Raw genomic sequence first — 15,605 nt, 5'->3', positions numbered from 1 at the left:
AGCACACCGAGCAGCCCAATCACTGCGCAGAACCCACCGGCCCCACGCGCGAGGCGGAGGCAGGGCCAAGGCGCCGCCAGCGACCACCGCGGTAGCCTGCAGCGCCGTGGTCAGATCCCACATCAGGACTCCCCCTTGCCGCCCGTCTGCTCGCAGCAGAGCACCCATTCGTGGGCGCGGCTCGTGCCGACAGGTTTTCGGTTGACCTGCAGTGTGACTTCTCCCCCCGACAGTCAGCGCCCCCGTGCACTGGCTAGCTCCACTAGGACTCGCCCGGCTGGCCCGGCGTGCGGGCGGCCTCGCGCAGCGAATCCAGCACCTCCCGCAGTGTGTCCGAGGTGGCCTCCGCCCGGACCCGTGCCCGGTCGGACTCCTCGGCCTTGGCGCGTGCGACGGCGGCGTCCTGGCGCGTTTCCTCGAGCTGACCGCGCAGCTGCTCGACCTCGCCGCGCATCCCTTCGAGTTCGCCGAGTGCGCGGTCGCGGGACGCGACTGCCTCGTCCCGCTCTGCAGCAGCCTGCTCGGCCGCCTCCAGGGCGTGAGCCTCACCCGCGCGAGCAGCATCGAGCGCCACCGCGGTCGCCTCGTCCGCCTGCTCCGCGGCCCGCTTCCACGCCACAGCCCACACCGAGGCCACCATCGCCGACATCGCCTCCGACAAATCCGGCGCCGCCGGCACATCCCCGGCCGCCCCGCCGGCATGCTCACGCATCCACGCAGCCACCTCGCCGATCCGCACCCCCGCTTCGCGCTGCACCGCCCGCACGGTGACCTTCTCGCCCCGCGCCAGGAGCACCCCATAGGCGCGAGCAATCTTCTCCGACGTCGACATGACAGCCCCTCCGGTTCGGGTACACGGTAACGGGTAACTGGAAACGTTTCTAGTTACCGAAGTTACCGCACCCCACGTTCGATGGGTAGCCCGGGCGAGGCGTGGCGCAACGACCGTGGGGAATGGGTGTCAGTCGGTGCAGGCGCCTGCGGCGACGAGCCAGATGGGGCCGCTGGGCGCCGGCCAGAAGGCTCGCGGCGAATGGGAGCTGAGGCTATCGGGCGGTGAGGTTGTAGATGTCCAGCACGGCTGCCAATGCGGCATTGTCGGCCGGCGGCGCGACCGGTTGGCCCGGGCCTGCGTCCAGAGCCCCGGCAACATCGTCGCGCAGCCACACCGCCCAGCAGGACCACTGCGTGCCGTGCTTGGAGAAGTAGTGCACGCCCAGCGCCCGCACGCCACCCACCAGTGGGGCAGCCGCCAGCGTGGCGGCCAGTTCGGTCGTCAGATGACGGTCCCCGCTTCGCGTCTGCGCCACGGTGATCTCGTCGATCCCTCGCTCCCACAGTGACACCGGAATATGCGAGGCCAGGTAGGTGATGGTGCGTGCGTGTTCGATCTCCACGAACCATCCCGATGCCGGCAGTGCCACCGTGTACAAGCGGTGGGCGTACAACCAGTGGATGTCGACCACGCCGGGTGGCCGAACCCCCAGATCGTTCCACTCGCGTGCGATCAGAGCGTAGAGATCATCGGCGCCCGGATCATCTAGATACTCCTGCGCCCGGTAGGGGCCACCCACCTTCAACGCGCCCAGCACCTCGCCGTACGCGCCCTCGGCGCTACTGGCGCAATAGATGGTCTGCTCGCCGGGCAAATCGAAACGGTTCCACCCCGCCCGGTCCTCGCTGCTACTCACGCCCCTGGCCGGCGGATTGAGCACCCCATAGGAAGGTTTAGCCAACCGACAAACCGACTGGCCGCCGGCCGGAAACAGCGCCAGTCCCGTGTTCTCGCAGACCGTGACCTCGCCTGTCACAGGCGGCATCCTCTACCGGTGCTCATACTCACCCGGACCACCCTAGGTGGCCCTCCACCGCTGGCCGGACAGGACCGCAGGCCAGGGCCACGGAGCGAGTATTAGTTGTCGGTGCCGTCGACGAACGCCGCGGCAGCACTCATCACCGGCTTGAACTTGCCCGCCGCGATCGCCATGAACGGCGGCTGCTCATCCAACCGGGGGTTCGCGCCGATGAACCACGCCCGAGCGACATCGGCGCCCTCGGACGTCGCGATCGCCACCCACGCCCGGTGCGCCACCTGCAACCGCTGCAACGCGCCATCCCGCGGCACCGGACCACCGTCGGCCGACCACTTGTACGGCAGCTTCTTGTCCCGCACACCCGCGGCCACCGCCACCACAGTCGGCCCGAGATGCTGCACCAGCTGACGCGCTAACTCCGCGCTCGACAGCTTCATGGTCTCGGTATGCGCCAAGATCGCCTGATCCACCACGGCCATCGCCCGAACCCCCTTGCGCCAGCTCTCCAGCCACCGCCAATCACGGCGGTAGACGACTACGGGCACCCTGCCCAGCACCACCAATGCTACTCAAATGCCACCATTCAGCAACCCCCGACGGCCGTCGAGACCGCCAGTGCGCCATCAGCCACGCCCAGCAGACGGCTCGAAAGCGGATACCGTGCCACTTCGCACTCGGCTCGAACGGCTAGAGCTCTCAGTGGCAACCGGCTCGAATTTGGCGCAGCGGGCATAATTCACCGCAGCAGTTGACGCATCAAGATTGGACAGATCTATGGCTCAGCACTTCCAGGTCAGATACACCGACGACATCGACGGAACCGACCTAGGCGAAAGCGCAAACACGATCTCGTTCGCCTTTGAGGGCAAGGAATACTCCATCGACCTCAGCGACGACAACGCCCAGGCACTCCGAGAGGCCGTGGCCCCATACATCGAGGCCGGCCACCGCGTCACCGGCGCTAAGACCAAAGCTGCGCGCAAGACCACGGGAAAGACCTCGCCTGCAGACACCAAGGCGGTACGCGAATGGGCTCGCGAGAATGGCTACGACGTCTCCGACCGCGGACGCATCCCCGCCAACGTGATACAGGCCTACGCAACTGCCAGTTAGGTGCTTGGGGTTCAGCCATTCGATTGAGGAGGGATGCAATTCCTTGGGCCGGTTAATCCGATCGCCCCCGAGTCCGAAAGCCTGGGCTCAGCGGCGCACTAAGAATAGGGTCTAAAGTGAGTCGCATGGTCGCGTCTGGCCTCGCGCTCAGGGTGCGAGGAGAGCGATGAGTCATACGGACACACCGTCTGCGCGGAATGATCCGCGAGACCTGCTCAGCGAGTGGGCTAACGATTCCGAGACGTCCTTGATCGCGCGCAGGTAGAGCTTGACCTCGACTGTCCAGTGCTCGGTGATGTCTGTCAGCCACAACTCGTTGGGCTGGCTGCGGTGAAGGCCCGCTCGACCAGATCGTCGTGCACTGGCGGGCCGGCATTACGGTGCCGGTCCCGGCCGTTCTCACTGATGACGCTGGACCAGCCGCCGGCCGAGCAGATCCGCCACGCCGTTCGCCGGCACATCCTCTGGCCAGCGGATTCGGCTTCGTCGGCGAGGTAGCGGTAGCCGAACTCCGGGTCCTCCCGGTGGGCGTCGAACAGGGCGTTGGCGCGGTGCGCCCCGGCGAGCTCGGCGTCGGTGACCGGGTTCTTGAGCCACCGGTACTAGGGCTGGCGAGTGCTCCTGAGTACCCGGTACGCCACCGCGACGGGGATCCTGTCAGCGGCCAGCTCATTCACGAGCGGGTACCACCTTTTCCCGGCAGATTCGCCTGGGACAGGTAGGCAGCAGCGCGGCGCAGGACCTCGTTCTCTTGCTCCAGCAGGCGCACACCCCGCTTGGCCTCTCGCAGTTCCTGGGACGCTGCGGCGGTCGTGCCGGGCTTGATTCCGGCCTCGACGTCGGCCTTGCGAATCCACTTCTGCAACGTCATGGGGTGAATTCCGAAGTCGGCGGCGATCTGCTCGAGCGTCACACCCTCTTCGCGGGCCTGGGCGACGCGGACGACGTCGTCGCGGAACTCCTGGGAGTAGGGCTTGGGCACAACAGCATCCTTCCAGGCCGCCCCGGCAGGGCAAGCCAGTTCAGATGTCACCTGCTCGTGCATCAGCCCCTCCTCGCCCCGTTAGCTACTGAGTGGCGGCGGCGTGTTGGCACAGACCTCGGCGGCGGAGACCTCGAGCCTTGAGCCAGGGCGTTTCTGGAACGGCTCGCGGTTGTAGGCGTCCATCCGCTCACCGATCGCCTCTGCCAGTTCGGGCACCGTGTGAAACGTCCGGTCCCGTAGGCCGGCGATCACCCAGGTCGCCACGTGCGCCACTGTGTTCTCCGTGCTCGCCTTGTCGCGGTTATCCCGAACTCGGGATAACAAGGACGAGGGGCATATCGAGGGCGGAGTGAAGGTGGTGGGCGAACTAGGTGATCGGCCGCCTGGCCGATCGGCGTTTCGCGAGCCTGGACGACCTCAACGAAGCCATCGCCGCCGAGGTCTGCGAACTCGGCGTCGCCGGCGACCAGGTCCTCAGAAGAGCGAATAACCAAAGCAATCGCGAGCCCTGGCCACCCGCTACGACAAACTCGATCACCTACCGAGCCGCCTCAGCCTCTGCGCAATCCTCACCTGGTTACGCCACTTGGGAGACACACCCTAGTTTGACTGGGACACCCCCTCAAAGCCCCCTGATTACCCGAAGGCGGTCGTCGAGCGACTGGCGACTAACCGCCGCCTGAGGTGCCAGCCACTCGAATGCGTGGGGTGCACCGGATCGCACGTGTAGCTCACATGACACTCCGGAGCGAAGAAGTCGCTGTGCGTACTCGATGCTCTCGTCGCGGAAAATATCGAGGTCGCCCACGTCGATGAAGCTGGGCGCCAAACCAGAGAAGTCCTCGAGGTGAGCAGGCGAGGCAATCGCAGACACCATTGACTCGTCCGGCAGCAGCGCATTCCACCCCGTGAAGTTGTCGTCGTAAGTCCATGTCGCGGTAGGGGCGAGTTCCGGATCCGGGCGGAGATTTCGCGAATCGAGCATCGGATAAATCAAGATCTGCCGGGCCAGCGGAACACCGCTGTCGCGGGCAAGGATAGCGGCCCCGGCAGCAACTCCCCCTCCACCACTGTCTCCCATGATTGCCACCCGACGCGGATCGACACCCAAAGCGTCGCACTCCCCAAGTAGCCAGTTCAGGGCGGCATAGACATCCTTAGCGAGACGCTCACCCGTATTCTCGGGAGCCAGGCGGTAGTCAACAGATAGGAACGCCACACCCGTGAGCTGGGCGTAATGGGCAACCATCTTGTCGTACAACTCGATCGACCCGCAGATCATCCCGCCGCCGTGCGCATACACCACGGCACTGTCGCTCGAACGCCCGTCTGGGACATACCAGCGCACAGGGACGACTGCGCCATCGTCCGCCTCTATTTCGAAATCCGACCTGGTCACAGCCTCACCTGCCGGGATCTGTCCGTACACGGCCCCCAGGGTTGCATTGGTGATGGCGCGAAGGGCGGCGGCATCACCTCGTTCTGCTACCGGTGCCGTACCGGCCGCCGCAGCTTCCATCAAGACCGCGCCAACTTCGGCGTCCAGAGCGATAGCCACTTCTTATCTCCTTCGACATGCCGACGAAACCGGCGACTGTAAGTACTGAGATGCCGACCCATCACGGGTGTGTCTTGCATCACGACCACGGTAGCACTATCGGACATCTGTACGATAGAACTTCAGGTATTCTCCTTACGTGGCGCTGACAGGAGTTCCGCCCGCGATCTTCATGCGGGAAGGCAACCCAGATGACCCACGGGCACAGCGCAGTCGGCGGCTACTGCTGGAGACGTTCGAAGAGGAGATCAGGCGGGGGCGCCACCCGGTAAGCGTTGCGGACTTGGTTCGCACAGCAGGCGTCAGCCGAAGCACGTTTTATAGCCACTTCGCGGACATCGACGAAGTCGGGGTCGCCGCTCTGCGCGACATCCTGTTCACGTTCCACACCGTAGCCAAGTCCGATTCCACAGGCCTCGGAACCGAAGTCACAGGCCCAACTGCCAGCCTGCGAGATTTATTCACCCATCTGGACGCCCACCAAGCACTCTGCCGAGCATTACTGAGTGCGAACGGAGGCAAGCCCCACCCGGCTGAGGCGGAACTACGGACGGTGCTTGTCGATCACTTCGAGGCCTCAATCGCAGCCTTAAACCAGCCACTGCCAGTCGACGCACGCACTGCCGCTTTGTTCGTTGTCGGAGGTGTCATGACGCTCATCATGGACTGGCTAGGAAGCGCTTCCATATCCCCGGCAGCCCTCGCCGATGAAGTCGCAGCCCTCCTACCCAGTTGGCTTCGAAACGCCGACGGCCTCAAAAGACCGCTCCACCTCACGGACTGAAAAATCCGAGTCGCGCAGGCAAAAAACAGACAAGCCCGTCGCCAGGCCGCAAACCAGCGAGTCGCGTGTAGCACGACCAAGTGCAACACATGGACCCGGCGAGCTCTCCCGCCACCTCACTCGCCGCGCCTGAGCCCAAGCCGCTGACAATTGCCGGGACAGTCGTTCTTCCTCGGCCCGGGTCGGCGATGACGTCCCGCACCAGTGGCGCTCGACCGGCTACGAGTTAACGCCGATAACTTATATTATGACAAGCCAACGATGTCTGCGTATTGCATCAGGTGAATCATCCGCCGGACGTTGCGCGCTCCCCTTACGCGCAACCCCCAGGCAGGTCTCTGCCTGCGAAATCATCCAGTCCCGGGCGAGGTCATCGACCAGAATTGGCGCGGACACCGTGCCTCAAGGTGATCGAATCACGAGCTCCGAGACGTCGTTGACCTGCATAGGTCATCGCGTCGTCTCATTCGATGCATCCTTGAATAAATAGACGAAATGGGCTCCCGAGGGCCTCGATTCGACTGGGCGGCCGTCACTGCCGGCGCTTCGACCAAACGAGTAGGTACGCAAGTTGGTGTTCGACATTCGGCGGACACCAATACGCACGGAGCTGATACGCAGATCTTCCGCTAGTTTTCGACGTAACCGTTAACTACTCCTTGCCGCCTGTGGCCCTGGCGGAGACTTAGGGCTATGAAGGCCCCTCTCTTGGTCGAGCTCATCGACGCCCACAAGCGCGCCTATGGCGTGGGCGAGGCCGAATTGGCCCGCAGAATCGGGCGCACCCGCCAGAACCTGCACCTGTGGCGCACCCACAGCTTGCGCGGTATGCCGGCCCGCCCGACCCTCGACCGAATGGCTACTGAACTGCGCCTGCCGTATGCGCGGGTTCTCGAGGCGGCCCTGAGCGAGGCCGAATACTTGGACGCCACCAACCACGTGGTCGCCACCGAGAAAGGCGCGTAATCGAGGTGCGGGTCCGACAATGCACTGCGCACGTACCCCGGTTCCCGGAGTGGGCGGCCCGGGCCGGAGATCTTCGAGTTTCATCCAACTACCTCCAGCACCCGGCTTAGTGACTGCTCAAGCACTGGCCGGAGAGTTGGTTACCTCGAAGCAGAACCGCGGCCGTCGTAGCTCGTGACTGGCCGCGATCGCGACGCTTGTGCGGAGACTGCGCCACACTCACCGACTCACCGGATCAACGCCTTCCAATCCTGGCGGGCCGCTGGGCGAGACAGCGTTGAAGAAACTCAGGCCGCCAACAGTGCGGAACTCCGGCTGGAATCAGTGCAACCCGAGAGACTCCATTCCGCTACTTGACTCAGGAGTCACGCGCCGAGGCGGCAGACCTACCCGCCTCCTGCGACTTCGCGACCGGCGGTAGGGAGCCGCGTGCGTGGCCTGACTCGCCACTCTTGACTCGCGGATCGAGTCATGTTTTGATGTGAGGCGCATCACGTCGAGTTCGCATCGGCGCCACGCCAACGAGGTGGCCGAGGACGTCGAGCTGGCGCACCTCTTGGACTGCAAGGAGATCTCACTTATGACGGTGCTCAATGAAAAGTCGCATGACGGCGCACCCGATTCACCGACGGAATTCGACACAGTGATCGTGGGAGCAGGCTTCGGGGGGCTCCGCATGTTGCACGAGATGCGTGAACTCGGCCTATCGGCGGTCGCGATCGAATCCGGGAGCGATGTGGGTGGCACATGGTACTGGAATCGCTATCCCGGAGCCCGTACTGATAGCGAGAGCTGGATGTATGCGTTCCCGATCCCCGAAATTCAGGAAGAATGGAACTGGACCGAACGGTACCCGACCCAGCCGGAAGCCCTCGGGTACCTGAACTTTCTCGCAGATCGCCTCGATCTACGTCGGGACATCCGCTTTCATACTCGTGTCACCGCAGCCGAGTTCCACGAAGAGAAGCAGATATGGACGGTCCACACCGACGCGGGCGACACACTAACGTGTACCTATTTTGTACCGGCAGCGGGGCCGTTGAACGTTCCGTACAAGCCTGACTTTGACGGTCTCGCAGACTTCCAGGGCGAATGGCATGTGTCAGGCCGGTGGCCTCATGAGGGCGTGGATTTCAAGGACAAGAAGGTTGCCGTAATCGGCACCGGCGCGACGGCTGTGCAAATTATCCCCGTAATCGCCCACACCGCTGCCGAGGTGACAGTTTTCCAGCGGACTCCGAACTACGTTCTTCCTGCCAGAAACTACACGCTAAGCGATGAGCAGCGACAAGGTATTCGCGCAGACTACGATCGAATTTGGGAACAGTGCAGAAAGCACTTCTTTGGGTTTGATATGCAGCCCGCCGGCCGGACGATACATGACGTCACTGCTGAAGAAGCCCAGAAGATCCTTGAGTGGGGCTGGGAGACTGGCGGCTTCCGCTTCATTTTTGAGACTTTCGACGACATCCTGGTTGACCCGAAGTCGAACAAGGTGGTGGCGGACTTCGCCCGCGATAAGATTCGGTCTATCGTAAAAGACCCAGAAACCGCGGAGTTGTTGTGCCCGAAGGACTACCCGATTGTCGGCAAGCGGCCTCCCCTCGGGCATTTCTACTATGAGGCGTTCAACCGTGACAATGTTCACCTCGTCGATGTCAGCACTACGCCAATTAGTCGAATTACACCGACCGGCGTCGCTGTAGGCGACCAAGAGTACGAAGTTGATATCATCATTTTCGCTACTGGCTTCGACGGACAAACCGGTAGTTACACCGGCCTCGACATCCGCGGACGCGACGGGGTGAAACTGAGTGACAAGTGGGCTGATGGGCCTCGAACCCATCTAGGAATCGGCGTTGATGGATTCCCCAACATGTTCATGGTCGGCGGCCCGCAGGCCCCATTTGCCAACTTCCCTGTGATTATCGACGGGGTCGCGGACTGGATTGGTAGGGCTATCAGATTCATGAACGATCGCGGTATCAAATCCATCGAGCCGCGCCCCGAAGCAGTCGAAGGATGGCGGCAAAAAGTCAATGCCATCGTTGACGCGACAGTTCTATCCGAAGGTCCACATTCGTGGTTCCTTGGTACCAATATTCCCGGCAAACCAAAGGCAGCGTTGTTCTACTTCGCCGGGGTAGGAGCTTACCGCGATGACTGCAACGAGGTCGCAGATCGCGACTTCGATTCGTTTGCGCTGTCGCCCGCGTGACCGGACACCACCTATCAATGTTCAGAAGGAGAACTCTGAAATGGGAACTGCCACACCGAACGCACTAAACGACACCTACAAGGAGATGGCGGGGAGAATGGCCGCCAACCCCGACATGGATCTGGCGACCATGCGAGATATGCTCGGAACCCTCGAATCCTTGGCGACCGAGCCGACCGAAGTCAATTACGAAGATGTAGACGCGGGCGGAATTCACGCGATTCTGGTGACTCCGGCCAATTGCGACCGGGACAAAGTTATTGTCTACGCCCACGGCGGGGGCTGCGTTACCGGCTCTCCGAGCAGTCATCGCAAGCTCGCGGGACACCTCGCCAAGGCTGCGGGGGTGCGTGCGCTGGTGCCCGACTACCGTCTGGCCCCGGAGAATCCGTTCCCTAGTCAGATCGACGACCTGGTTTCGGTGCATCGATGGCTCCGCGCCCAGGGGTACGCCCCCGAAGCAACTGCTGTGGCTGGGGACTCGGCGGGCGGAAACCTGTCGATTGCCACTGTGCTCAAGCTGAAAGAACTGGGTGAGCCTCTACCTGCTGCGATAGTCGCTTTCTCGCCGTGGCTGGATATGGAGGTCGCTGGCGAAACGATGAAGTCAAACGCGGATAGCGATGCGCTGATCTCTCCCGAGGTGAGCGGGCTGATGGCGGGAATGTACTTGGGCGAGGCCCCGGCAACCAACCCCCTTGCCAATCCCCTCTACGCCGACCTCGCCGTTTTGCCCCCTCTCTTCGCTACCGCTGGCGGCGCCGAGACGCTTCGAGATAACGCTGAGCAAGTTGTAGAAAAGGCCCGTCAGGCAGGGGTCGACGCGACTCTAGAGCTCCAGGCCGGACAGCAGCATGTGTACCCGTTTATGGCAGGCCGCTCGAAGGAAGCCGATGAGTCTATTAACAACGCTGCGTCCTGGATCAAGACGCACCTCGGTCGCTGACCACGATAAGCGGGGCTGTAACGCGTCAATGGCGCAGAGCAGTCAACGCGTGAACCACTCCTCAACCGTCACTTTCTTTACAGTAAGGACTGATCGAACATGGGTAGAATGAACGGCAAGGTTGCTCTCATCACGGGCGCCGGACGCGGCCAAGGTCGCGCACACGCCATTCGGCTGGCTGAAGAGGGAGCAAGTATTATTGCGCTCGATTGCCCCGCGCAGGGTGCGATTCCCCACCCGCTCGCCACCGAAGCAGACCTGGACGAAACCGTCAAGGAAGTTCGATCCCGCGGCGGGAATATCATCGGGGTTGTAGGTGATGTTAGAAATCAGGCGGATCTGGACGCAGCCGTTGAACGTGGAATCCAGGAGTTCGGACACATCGACACCGTCGTGGCGAATGCCGCAGCTTGGAGCACCGGGCGTTTTTGGGAGATTCCCGCGGAGGAATGGAACGACGTCGTCGACATTTGTGTGCACGGTGTGGTGCGCACGGTTCGTGCTGTCACTCCGCATCTAATTGAGCGCGGATCGGGTTCAATCATCGTGATCTCATCCGTTAACGGAAAAGAGGCAGGTGCTAACTATGCCCACTACGTCACCTCCAAGCATGGCGTCCTAGGGTTCATGAAGGCCGTGGCCCTGGAGTTGGGCCCCCTCGGGATTAGATGTAACGCAGTCCTTCCAGGTGTGGTTCGGACAGGCATCTTGGACTGGCAAGGCGGCTGGGACCTGATGGCCGGCGGTCCAGGACTAGGCACCCCAGACAGCATGGAATCGGGAGGAAAGGCCTACGCCCTGCTCAAGGGGCTCGGCATGGCACCTCCAGAAGTAATCAGCGAGGGCGTCCTGTGGCTTGCCTCCGATGAATCAAGCTGGGTATCCGGCCAGGAACTGGCAATTGACGGCGGCCACATGGTGTTGCCCGGCATGAATATGGCCAACATTGCAGAGATGGCCGCAGAACAGCAATAACCGCCCCGAGTTCTGACGCGCAGCCCCATCGCCACTCCGCACAAGCGGGGTAGGGCGCTGGGGCTGCGCGACCGAGGGCACACAGTTGGACCCTTCATAAATCATTCGGCCAGTATGAGGAGACCCGATGCAGTTCACGAGCGAGCACCACGCTTTCCGGAAAATGGTTCGCGACTTCGTCGAGAAAGAGATCGCTCCCTACACAGATGAATGGGAGCGGGCGGAAACTTTTCCCGCGCACGAGCTCTTTCCGAAACTTGGCGCGCTAGGACTGTTCGGTCTTGAGTACGACCCTGAGTACGGAGGCCAAGGCGCCGACCACTTCTTTACCCTTATCTTTTGTGAGGAGCTGTACCGCGCCGGAGCGGCCGGCGTTCCCATGGCTATCGGTGTGCAGAGCATGATGGCCACCCCTTCACTCGCCAAGTTCGGCTCCGATGACCTCAAACGGCGCTATCTAGCCCCCGCGCTCGCCGGGACACAGGTTTGCGCGATCGCTGTCACCGAGCCGTCTTCCGGCTCTGACGTGTCGGGATTGCGCACTCGGGCGGTGCGCGACGGCGATGAATGGGTCATCAACGGCAGCAAGCTCTACATCACAAACGGCACCCAGGCGGACTGGCTTTGTCTGCTCGCCCGCACCTCCGATGAAGGCGGTCATCGCGGAATGAGCCAAATCATCGTTGAGACCAGCGCGCCGGGTTTTTCCGTTTCGCGGAAGCTTGACAAACTAGGAAATCGTTCCTCCGATACCGCGGAGCTGTTCTTCGAGGACGTCCGCGTCCCGGTGGCTAACACTATTGGTGAAGTCGGCCGCGGGTTCCAGCAGCAGATGGCACAGTTCGTGATTGAGCGAATGTTCGGTGCGTATGGAGTCGTCGGCAGTTGCCGGTGGGCGTTGGAACGTACTAGAGAGTACGTTCTACAGCGGCAAGCATTTGGAAAACCGCTTGCCGCCAATCAATATTTGGCCTTCCGGCTGTCTGAGCTCTCCGCGCAGGTCGATCTTCTTCAGTCCCATAATCTCCAAACGGCACAAGCTTACGAAGCCGGCGAGGACATCACACGTCAGGCGACTGTAGCCAAGCTCATGGCTGGCCGACTATCACGAGAGGTGGCCGATACTTGCTTGCAGTTCTATGGAGGAATGGGATACATGGAGGAGACGTGGACGGCACGGTTCTTCCGAGACAGTCGCCTCAATTCGATCGGTGGGGGCGCTGATGAAGTGATGCTCCAAATTCTTGCACGCATGGATGGTCTCCTGCCTTAAGCAAGCCCGCCGTGAACTAGCACTCGGCCAGATCAAGGAGAAAGTAAATGGCACTTCAACTGGACTTTGACGGAGTCGATCCGCTCACATTGAACCTGGTGCGCAGGGTGTGCCTGGGAGACCTGCCCACCCGCGCTGCGCGCCAGTTCGGGGACCGGATCGCGATTGTCGATGGCGCTGCCGAGGTCACGTACCGCGACTTGGAGAATCGTGCGAACTCCCTGGCGCGGGGTCTCCTTGAATTTGGGCTGACCCGGGGAGACGTTGTATGCGGACTCATGGCCAATCGATGGGAGTTCTTGGTCACGTTCTTTGCATGCGCAAAGATCGGCGCGGTCATGATGCCCACCAATACTGGACTATCAGCCGACGATATCGGATTCCAGATCGCCAATGCGTCGCCCCGCTTGGTCGTGGTAGAACGCGAATTCCTACCCTTGCTGGAAGCTTCACTGGCCGAAGCCGGCGAGACACCAACTGTCGAGCGCATCGTGGTCGTCGGCCACGCGCCAGAAGCAGTTGGAAAGTTGCCGACCACGAGCTTCTCAAGCCTCATTGCGGACAATTCAACCGACACGGTCGAAACGGTGGTCGAGGACCGCGACGTAGCCCAATGCCTCTACACCTCAGGCACGACCTCACGACCTAAGGCGGTCCTGACAAGCCATACCGCAGTAATGATGGCTGCCCTCAGCACATGCATTCAGTTTCGTCATGAACGCGGAGACAGTCGTTCAGTCTTCCCGATTGTGTTGCCGCTGTTTCATGTCACCGCACTGAACACGCTGACCCTACCAGTCCTGCTAACGGGTGGAACCGTTGTACTGCATCGTCGATTCGATGCACAAGCGCTACGTGATGACATTGCAGTCCGTGAGGTCACCCACCTTATGCTGCTGCCGAATATGTGGGGTGATTTCGTCGCAAGTGCCGATGGCGCCGTCCCCGGTGGGGACAGTGTGCGGATGGCCATTTATGCCATGGCGCCCATGAACGAAGCGAGGTTAAAGCAGATTCGGGTGGTTCTGCCCAATGCCGACGTGGTACTGGGCTCCGGCCAGACCGAGTTCACACCGCCCACCGTCATGCAGTGGCCCTCCCATCAGTGGGACCGTTCCGGTTCGTGGGGCGCCGCCGTAGCTACAGCTGACGTGCAGATCATGTCGCATGATGGCGCACTGCTCGGACCTGGCGAGCAGGGCGAGATTGTCTACCGCGGCTCTCAGTCCATGCAGGGTTACGGCAATCGTCCCGGTGCGAACGCGGAGGTGTTCGCGCATGGCTGGTTCCACAGTGGCGACGTCGGATATCTAGACGCGGACGGAGTGCTGTGGTTTACAGATCGCATTAAGGACATAGTAAAGACCGGCGGGGAGAACGTCTCGTCTGTCGAAGTCGAGCGAGTCTTGCTGGGACATCCTGCTGTAGCCGACTGCGCCGTGGTCGGACTCCCCGACAATCGATGGGGCGAGGCGGTGACAGCCGTCGTTGTACCGACAGACGGCCAGACGATTGACGAGAACGATCTTCGTACACACGCACGGGAACATCTCGCCGCTTACAAGGTTCCAAAGCAGTTCATTGTCGTCGCCGAACTCCCCAGAACAAGTACCGGGAAGATTCGCAAACAGAAGCTCCGCGAGCAGCACATTACTCCGTGAACTCGCTGCATCTATCGCGACCGTTCGAGACAGAAGACCAATTGAGAGGCTGACCACATGGATCTCAGCGGTTCCTCCGTCATCGTCACCGGAGGCGCTTCTGGCATGGGCGAAGCAACCGCCAGGTTGTTGGCCCGGCAAGGAGCGCGAGTAGTCATTCTCGACCTCCAGTCCGAACGGGGACAGTCCGTGGCAGATGACATCGACGGCCTTTTCTGTCGAGCCGACGTCACGGATGAACGTGCAGTCGCGGCAGCTGTAGAGGCCGCGACCACGTTGGGCCCGTTGCGAGCGCTGGTCAACGCCGCCGGCTTCGGCCAGGAGCGCCGAACCCTCTCACCTGATTTCATCCCGTTGCCGCTCGAGTTATTTTCTCGGGAGATACAGGTCAATCTGATCGGGTCTTACAACTGTGCCCGGTTGGCTGCGGCCGCCATGGCGAAGTCTGAACCGATGCCCGATGGGACGACCCGTGGCTCGATACTGCACACAGCGTCGATCGCGGCTTTCGAAGGTCAGGTCGGCCAAACCCCATACGCCGCAGCGAAGGGGGGCGTAGTCGGTATGACGTTGCCGATGGCACGGGATCTTGCCGAGTTCGGCATCCGCGTTAACTCGATCGCACCCGGCTTATTCGATACGCCGATTTTCGACACACTTCCACAGGGCGATGCCTACAAGACCAGGTTAGCGAGGAGTGCGGTTTACCCCAAGCGCGCCGGGTACTCCCACGAGTTTGCTCGACTCGCACTGGAGGTGTTAACGAACGACTACTTGAACGGTGAGACGGTTCGGCTGGATGGAGGGATGAGAATGCCGGCGAGGTGAAAACGAAGTGCCACTCTCTTCAACGTTAAGCGGCGTTGTATTGGCGGAATGTCGACGGCCGGATCGTTCAAACGTAAGACGCAACGGGGCGCTTCGTCAGAGTCAACGCGTAGGTAGCGGAACTCGCTCGGCCACTTGGTCGCCGATAAACTCCCCGCATGCCGCAGTAGCGGTGATCCGTTCTAAGGGATCGACCGGCCGTGACCCACCCGGGCACAGCTGCTGACCGCCAGGCAGAGAGTGCGCTTGTGGACGGACCTCGTCGCCGACGATGCGCACATCACCGTGGAGCTCACTTACGGCGCCTGTTGGCCCGTTCATCGATGCCTACGAGGAGTCTGGCGGCAGCAAGGGAAGATCGCGAAAAAGCGGCGGCGCTCGATCAGGGCCGGAGCGCCCAAGGGGCTTTCCGAGCTCGCACAACTCGGCAGCTCTTGTCGGAGCGGTAGCTCGAGATCATCACGCACTTCGACTTCGGTGCTTC

Annotated in this window: 14 protein-coding genes and 1 pseudogene; 9 read left to right on the top strand and 6 right to left on the bottom strand. The window is 61.9% G+C overall.

What is annotated here, in order from left to right; all coding sequences use genetic code 11:
* Positions 1 to 262: 262 nt before the first annotated feature.
* The 3 genes from VZF99_RS16590 to VZF99_RS16580 form a co-directional block, all read right to left on the bottom strand.
* Positions 263 to 832: a DNA-binding protein gene (locus VZF99_RS16590; RefSeq protein ID WP_341875629.1), complete on the bottom strand. Its 570-nt coding sequence runs from the start codon at positions 830 to 832 to the stop codon at positions 263 to 265.
* Positions 833 to 1,046: 214 nt separating this feature from the next.
* Positions 1,047 to 1,811: a hypothetical protein gene (locus VZF99_RS16585; RefSeq protein WP_407336168.1), complete on the bottom strand. Its 765-nt coding sequence runs from the start codon at positions 1,809 to 1,811 to the stop codon at positions 1,047 to 1,049.
* 101 nt (positions 1,812 to 1,912) lie between these two features.
* Positions 1,913 to 2,374, bottom strand: a complete 462-nt coding sequence (locus tag VZF99_RS16580; protein WP_407336167.1) for a hypothetical protein — start codon at positions 2,372 to 2,374, stop codon at positions 1,913 to 1,915.
* A 214-nt stretch (positions 2,375 to 2,588) separates the two neighbouring features.
* Between VZF99_RS16580 and VZF99_RS16575 the strand changes: the two genes are divergently transcribed.
* A complete protein-coding gene (locus VZF99_RS16575) occupies positions 2,589 to 2,927 on the top strand; it encodes an Lsr2 family protein (protein ID WP_341875627.1) in 339 nt (112 codons plus the stop codon).
* 673 nt (positions 2,928 to 3,600) lie between these two features.
* On the opposite strand, the gene VZF99_RS16570 is transcribed toward VZF99_RS16575, so the two are convergent.
* From VZF99_RS16570 to VZF99_RS16560, 3 genes and pseudogenes are all read right to left on the bottom strand, one after another.
* Positions 3,601 to 3,909, bottom strand: coding sequence for a transposase (locus tag VZF99_RS16570; RefSeq protein WP_407336166.1), 309 nt, complete (start codon positions 3,907 to 3,909; stop codon positions 3,601 to 3,603).
* Between the two features lie 129 nt (positions 3,910 to 4,038).
* Positions 4,039 to 4,236: pseudogene (locus VZF99_RS16565) on the bottom strand (IS21 family transposase); the annotation flags it as partial.
* 298 nt (positions 4,237 to 4,534) lie between these two features.
* The gene (locus VZF99_RS16560; protein WP_341875625.1) at positions 4,535 to 5,470 is read right to left on the bottom strand and encodes an alpha/beta hydrolase; all 936 of its coding nucleotides are present in this window, start codon (positions 5,468 to 5,470) and stop codon (positions 4,535 to 4,537) included.
* A 139-nt stretch (positions 5,471 to 5,609) separates the two neighbouring features.
* On the opposite strand from VZF99_RS16560, the gene VZF99_RS16555 reads away from it, so the two are divergent.
* The 8 genes from VZF99_RS16555 (at position 5,610) to VZF99_RS16520 (ending at position 15,121) form a co-directional block, all read left to right on the top strand.
* Positions 5,610 to 6,254 (top strand): TetR/AcrR family transcriptional regulator, encoded by a 645-nt coding sequence (locus VZF99_RS16555; protein ID WP_407336165.1) that lies wholly within the window; start codon positions 5,610 to 5,612, stop codon positions 6,252 to 6,254.
* 693 nt (positions 6,255 to 6,947) lie between these two features.
* Positions 6,948 to 7,220, top strand: a complete 273-nt coding sequence (locus VZF99_RS16550; protein ID WP_341875623.1) for an XRE family transcriptional regulator — start codon at positions 6,948 to 6,950, stop codon at positions 7,218 to 7,220.
* Positions 7,221 to 7,746: 526 nt separating this feature from the next.
* Positions 7,747 to 9,438 carry a flavin-containing monooxygenase gene (locus VZF99_RS16545; protein ID WP_407336164.1) on the top strand — a complete coding sequence of 564 codons (1,692 nt, stop codon included), beginning with the start codon at positions 7,747 to 7,749 and terminating at the stop codon, positions 9,436 to 9,438.
* Between the two features lie 40 nt (positions 9,439 to 9,478).
* Entirely contained in the window at positions 9,479 to 10,384 is a 906-nt protein-coding gene (locus VZF99_RS16540) for an alpha/beta hydrolase (protein WP_341875621.1), read from the top strand.
* Between the two features lie 99 nt (positions 10,385 to 10,483).
* A complete protein-coding gene (locus tag VZF99_RS16535; RefSeq protein ID WP_341875620.1) occupies positions 10,484 to 11,359 on the top strand; it encodes a mycofactocin-coupled SDR family oxidoreductase in 876 nt (291 codons plus the stop codon).
* Positions 11,360 to 11,486: 127 nt separating this feature from the next.
* Positions 11,487 to 12,632, top strand: coding sequence for an acyl-CoA dehydrogenase family protein (locus VZF99_RS16530; protein ID WP_341875619.1), 1,146 nt, complete (start codon positions 11,487 to 11,489; stop codon positions 12,630 to 12,632).
* Positions 12,633 to 12,679: 47 nt separating this feature from the next.
* Positions 12,680 to 14,293 (top strand): AMP-binding protein, encoded by a 1,614-nt coding sequence (locus tag VZF99_RS16525; RefSeq protein ID WP_341875618.1) that lies wholly within the window; start codon positions 12,680 to 12,682, stop codon positions 14,291 to 14,293.
* A gap of 57 nt (positions 14,294 to 14,350) precedes the next feature.
* Positions 14,351 to 15,121, top strand: coding sequence for an SDR family oxidoreductase (locus tag VZF99_RS16520; protein ID WP_341875617.1), 771 nt, complete (start codon positions 14,351 to 14,353; stop codon positions 15,119 to 15,121).
* The last annotated feature ends 484 nt before the right edge of the window (positions 15,122 to 15,605 follow it).

It is taken from the genome of Dietzia kunjamensis (assembly GCF_045689975.1).
GTDB classification, from domain to species: domain Bacteria; phylum Actinomycetota; class Actinomycetes; order Mycobacteriales; family Mycobacteriaceae; genus Dietzia; species Dietzia kunjamensis.
The sequence above is the reverse complement of the archived record's forward strand: the minus strand, read 5'-3'. Positions and strand labels throughout refer to the sequence as shown.

What these genes read in the sequence shown, in the direction of transcription:
- VZF99_RS16590 (WP_341875629.1), bottom strand. Translation starts at nt 832, where the DNA reads ATGTCGACGTCGGAGAAGATTGCTCGCGCCTATGGGGTGCTCCTGGCG.
- VZF99_RS16575 (WP_341875627.1), top strand. Translation starts at nt 2,589, where the DNA reads ATGGCTCAGCACTTCCAGGTCAGATACACCGACGACATCGACGGAACC.
- VZF99_RS16550 (WP_341875623.1), top strand. Translation starts at nt 6,948, where the DNA reads ATGAAGGCCCCTCTCTTGGTCGAGCTCATCGACGCCCACAAGCGCGCC.
- VZF99_RS16540 (WP_341875621.1), top strand. Translation starts at nt 9,479, where the DNA reads ATGGGAACTGCCACACCGAACGCACTAAACGACACCTACAAGGAGATG.
- VZF99_RS16535 (WP_341875620.1), top strand. Translation starts at nt 10,484, where the DNA reads ATGGGTAGAATGAACGGCAAGGTTGCTCTCATCACGGGCGCCGGACGC.
- VZF99_RS16530 (WP_341875619.1), top strand. Translation starts at nt 11,487, where the DNA reads ATGCAGTTCACGAGCGAGCACCACGCTTTCCGGAAAATGGTTCGCGAC.
- VZF99_RS16525 (WP_341875618.1), top strand. Translation starts at nt 12,680, where the DNA reads ATGGCACTTCAACTGGACTTTGACGGAGTCGATCCGCTCACATTGAAC.
- VZF99_RS16520 (WP_341875617.1), top strand. Translation starts at nt 14,351, where the DNA reads ATGGATCTCAGCGGTTCCTCCGTCATCGTCACCGGAGGCGCTTCTGGC.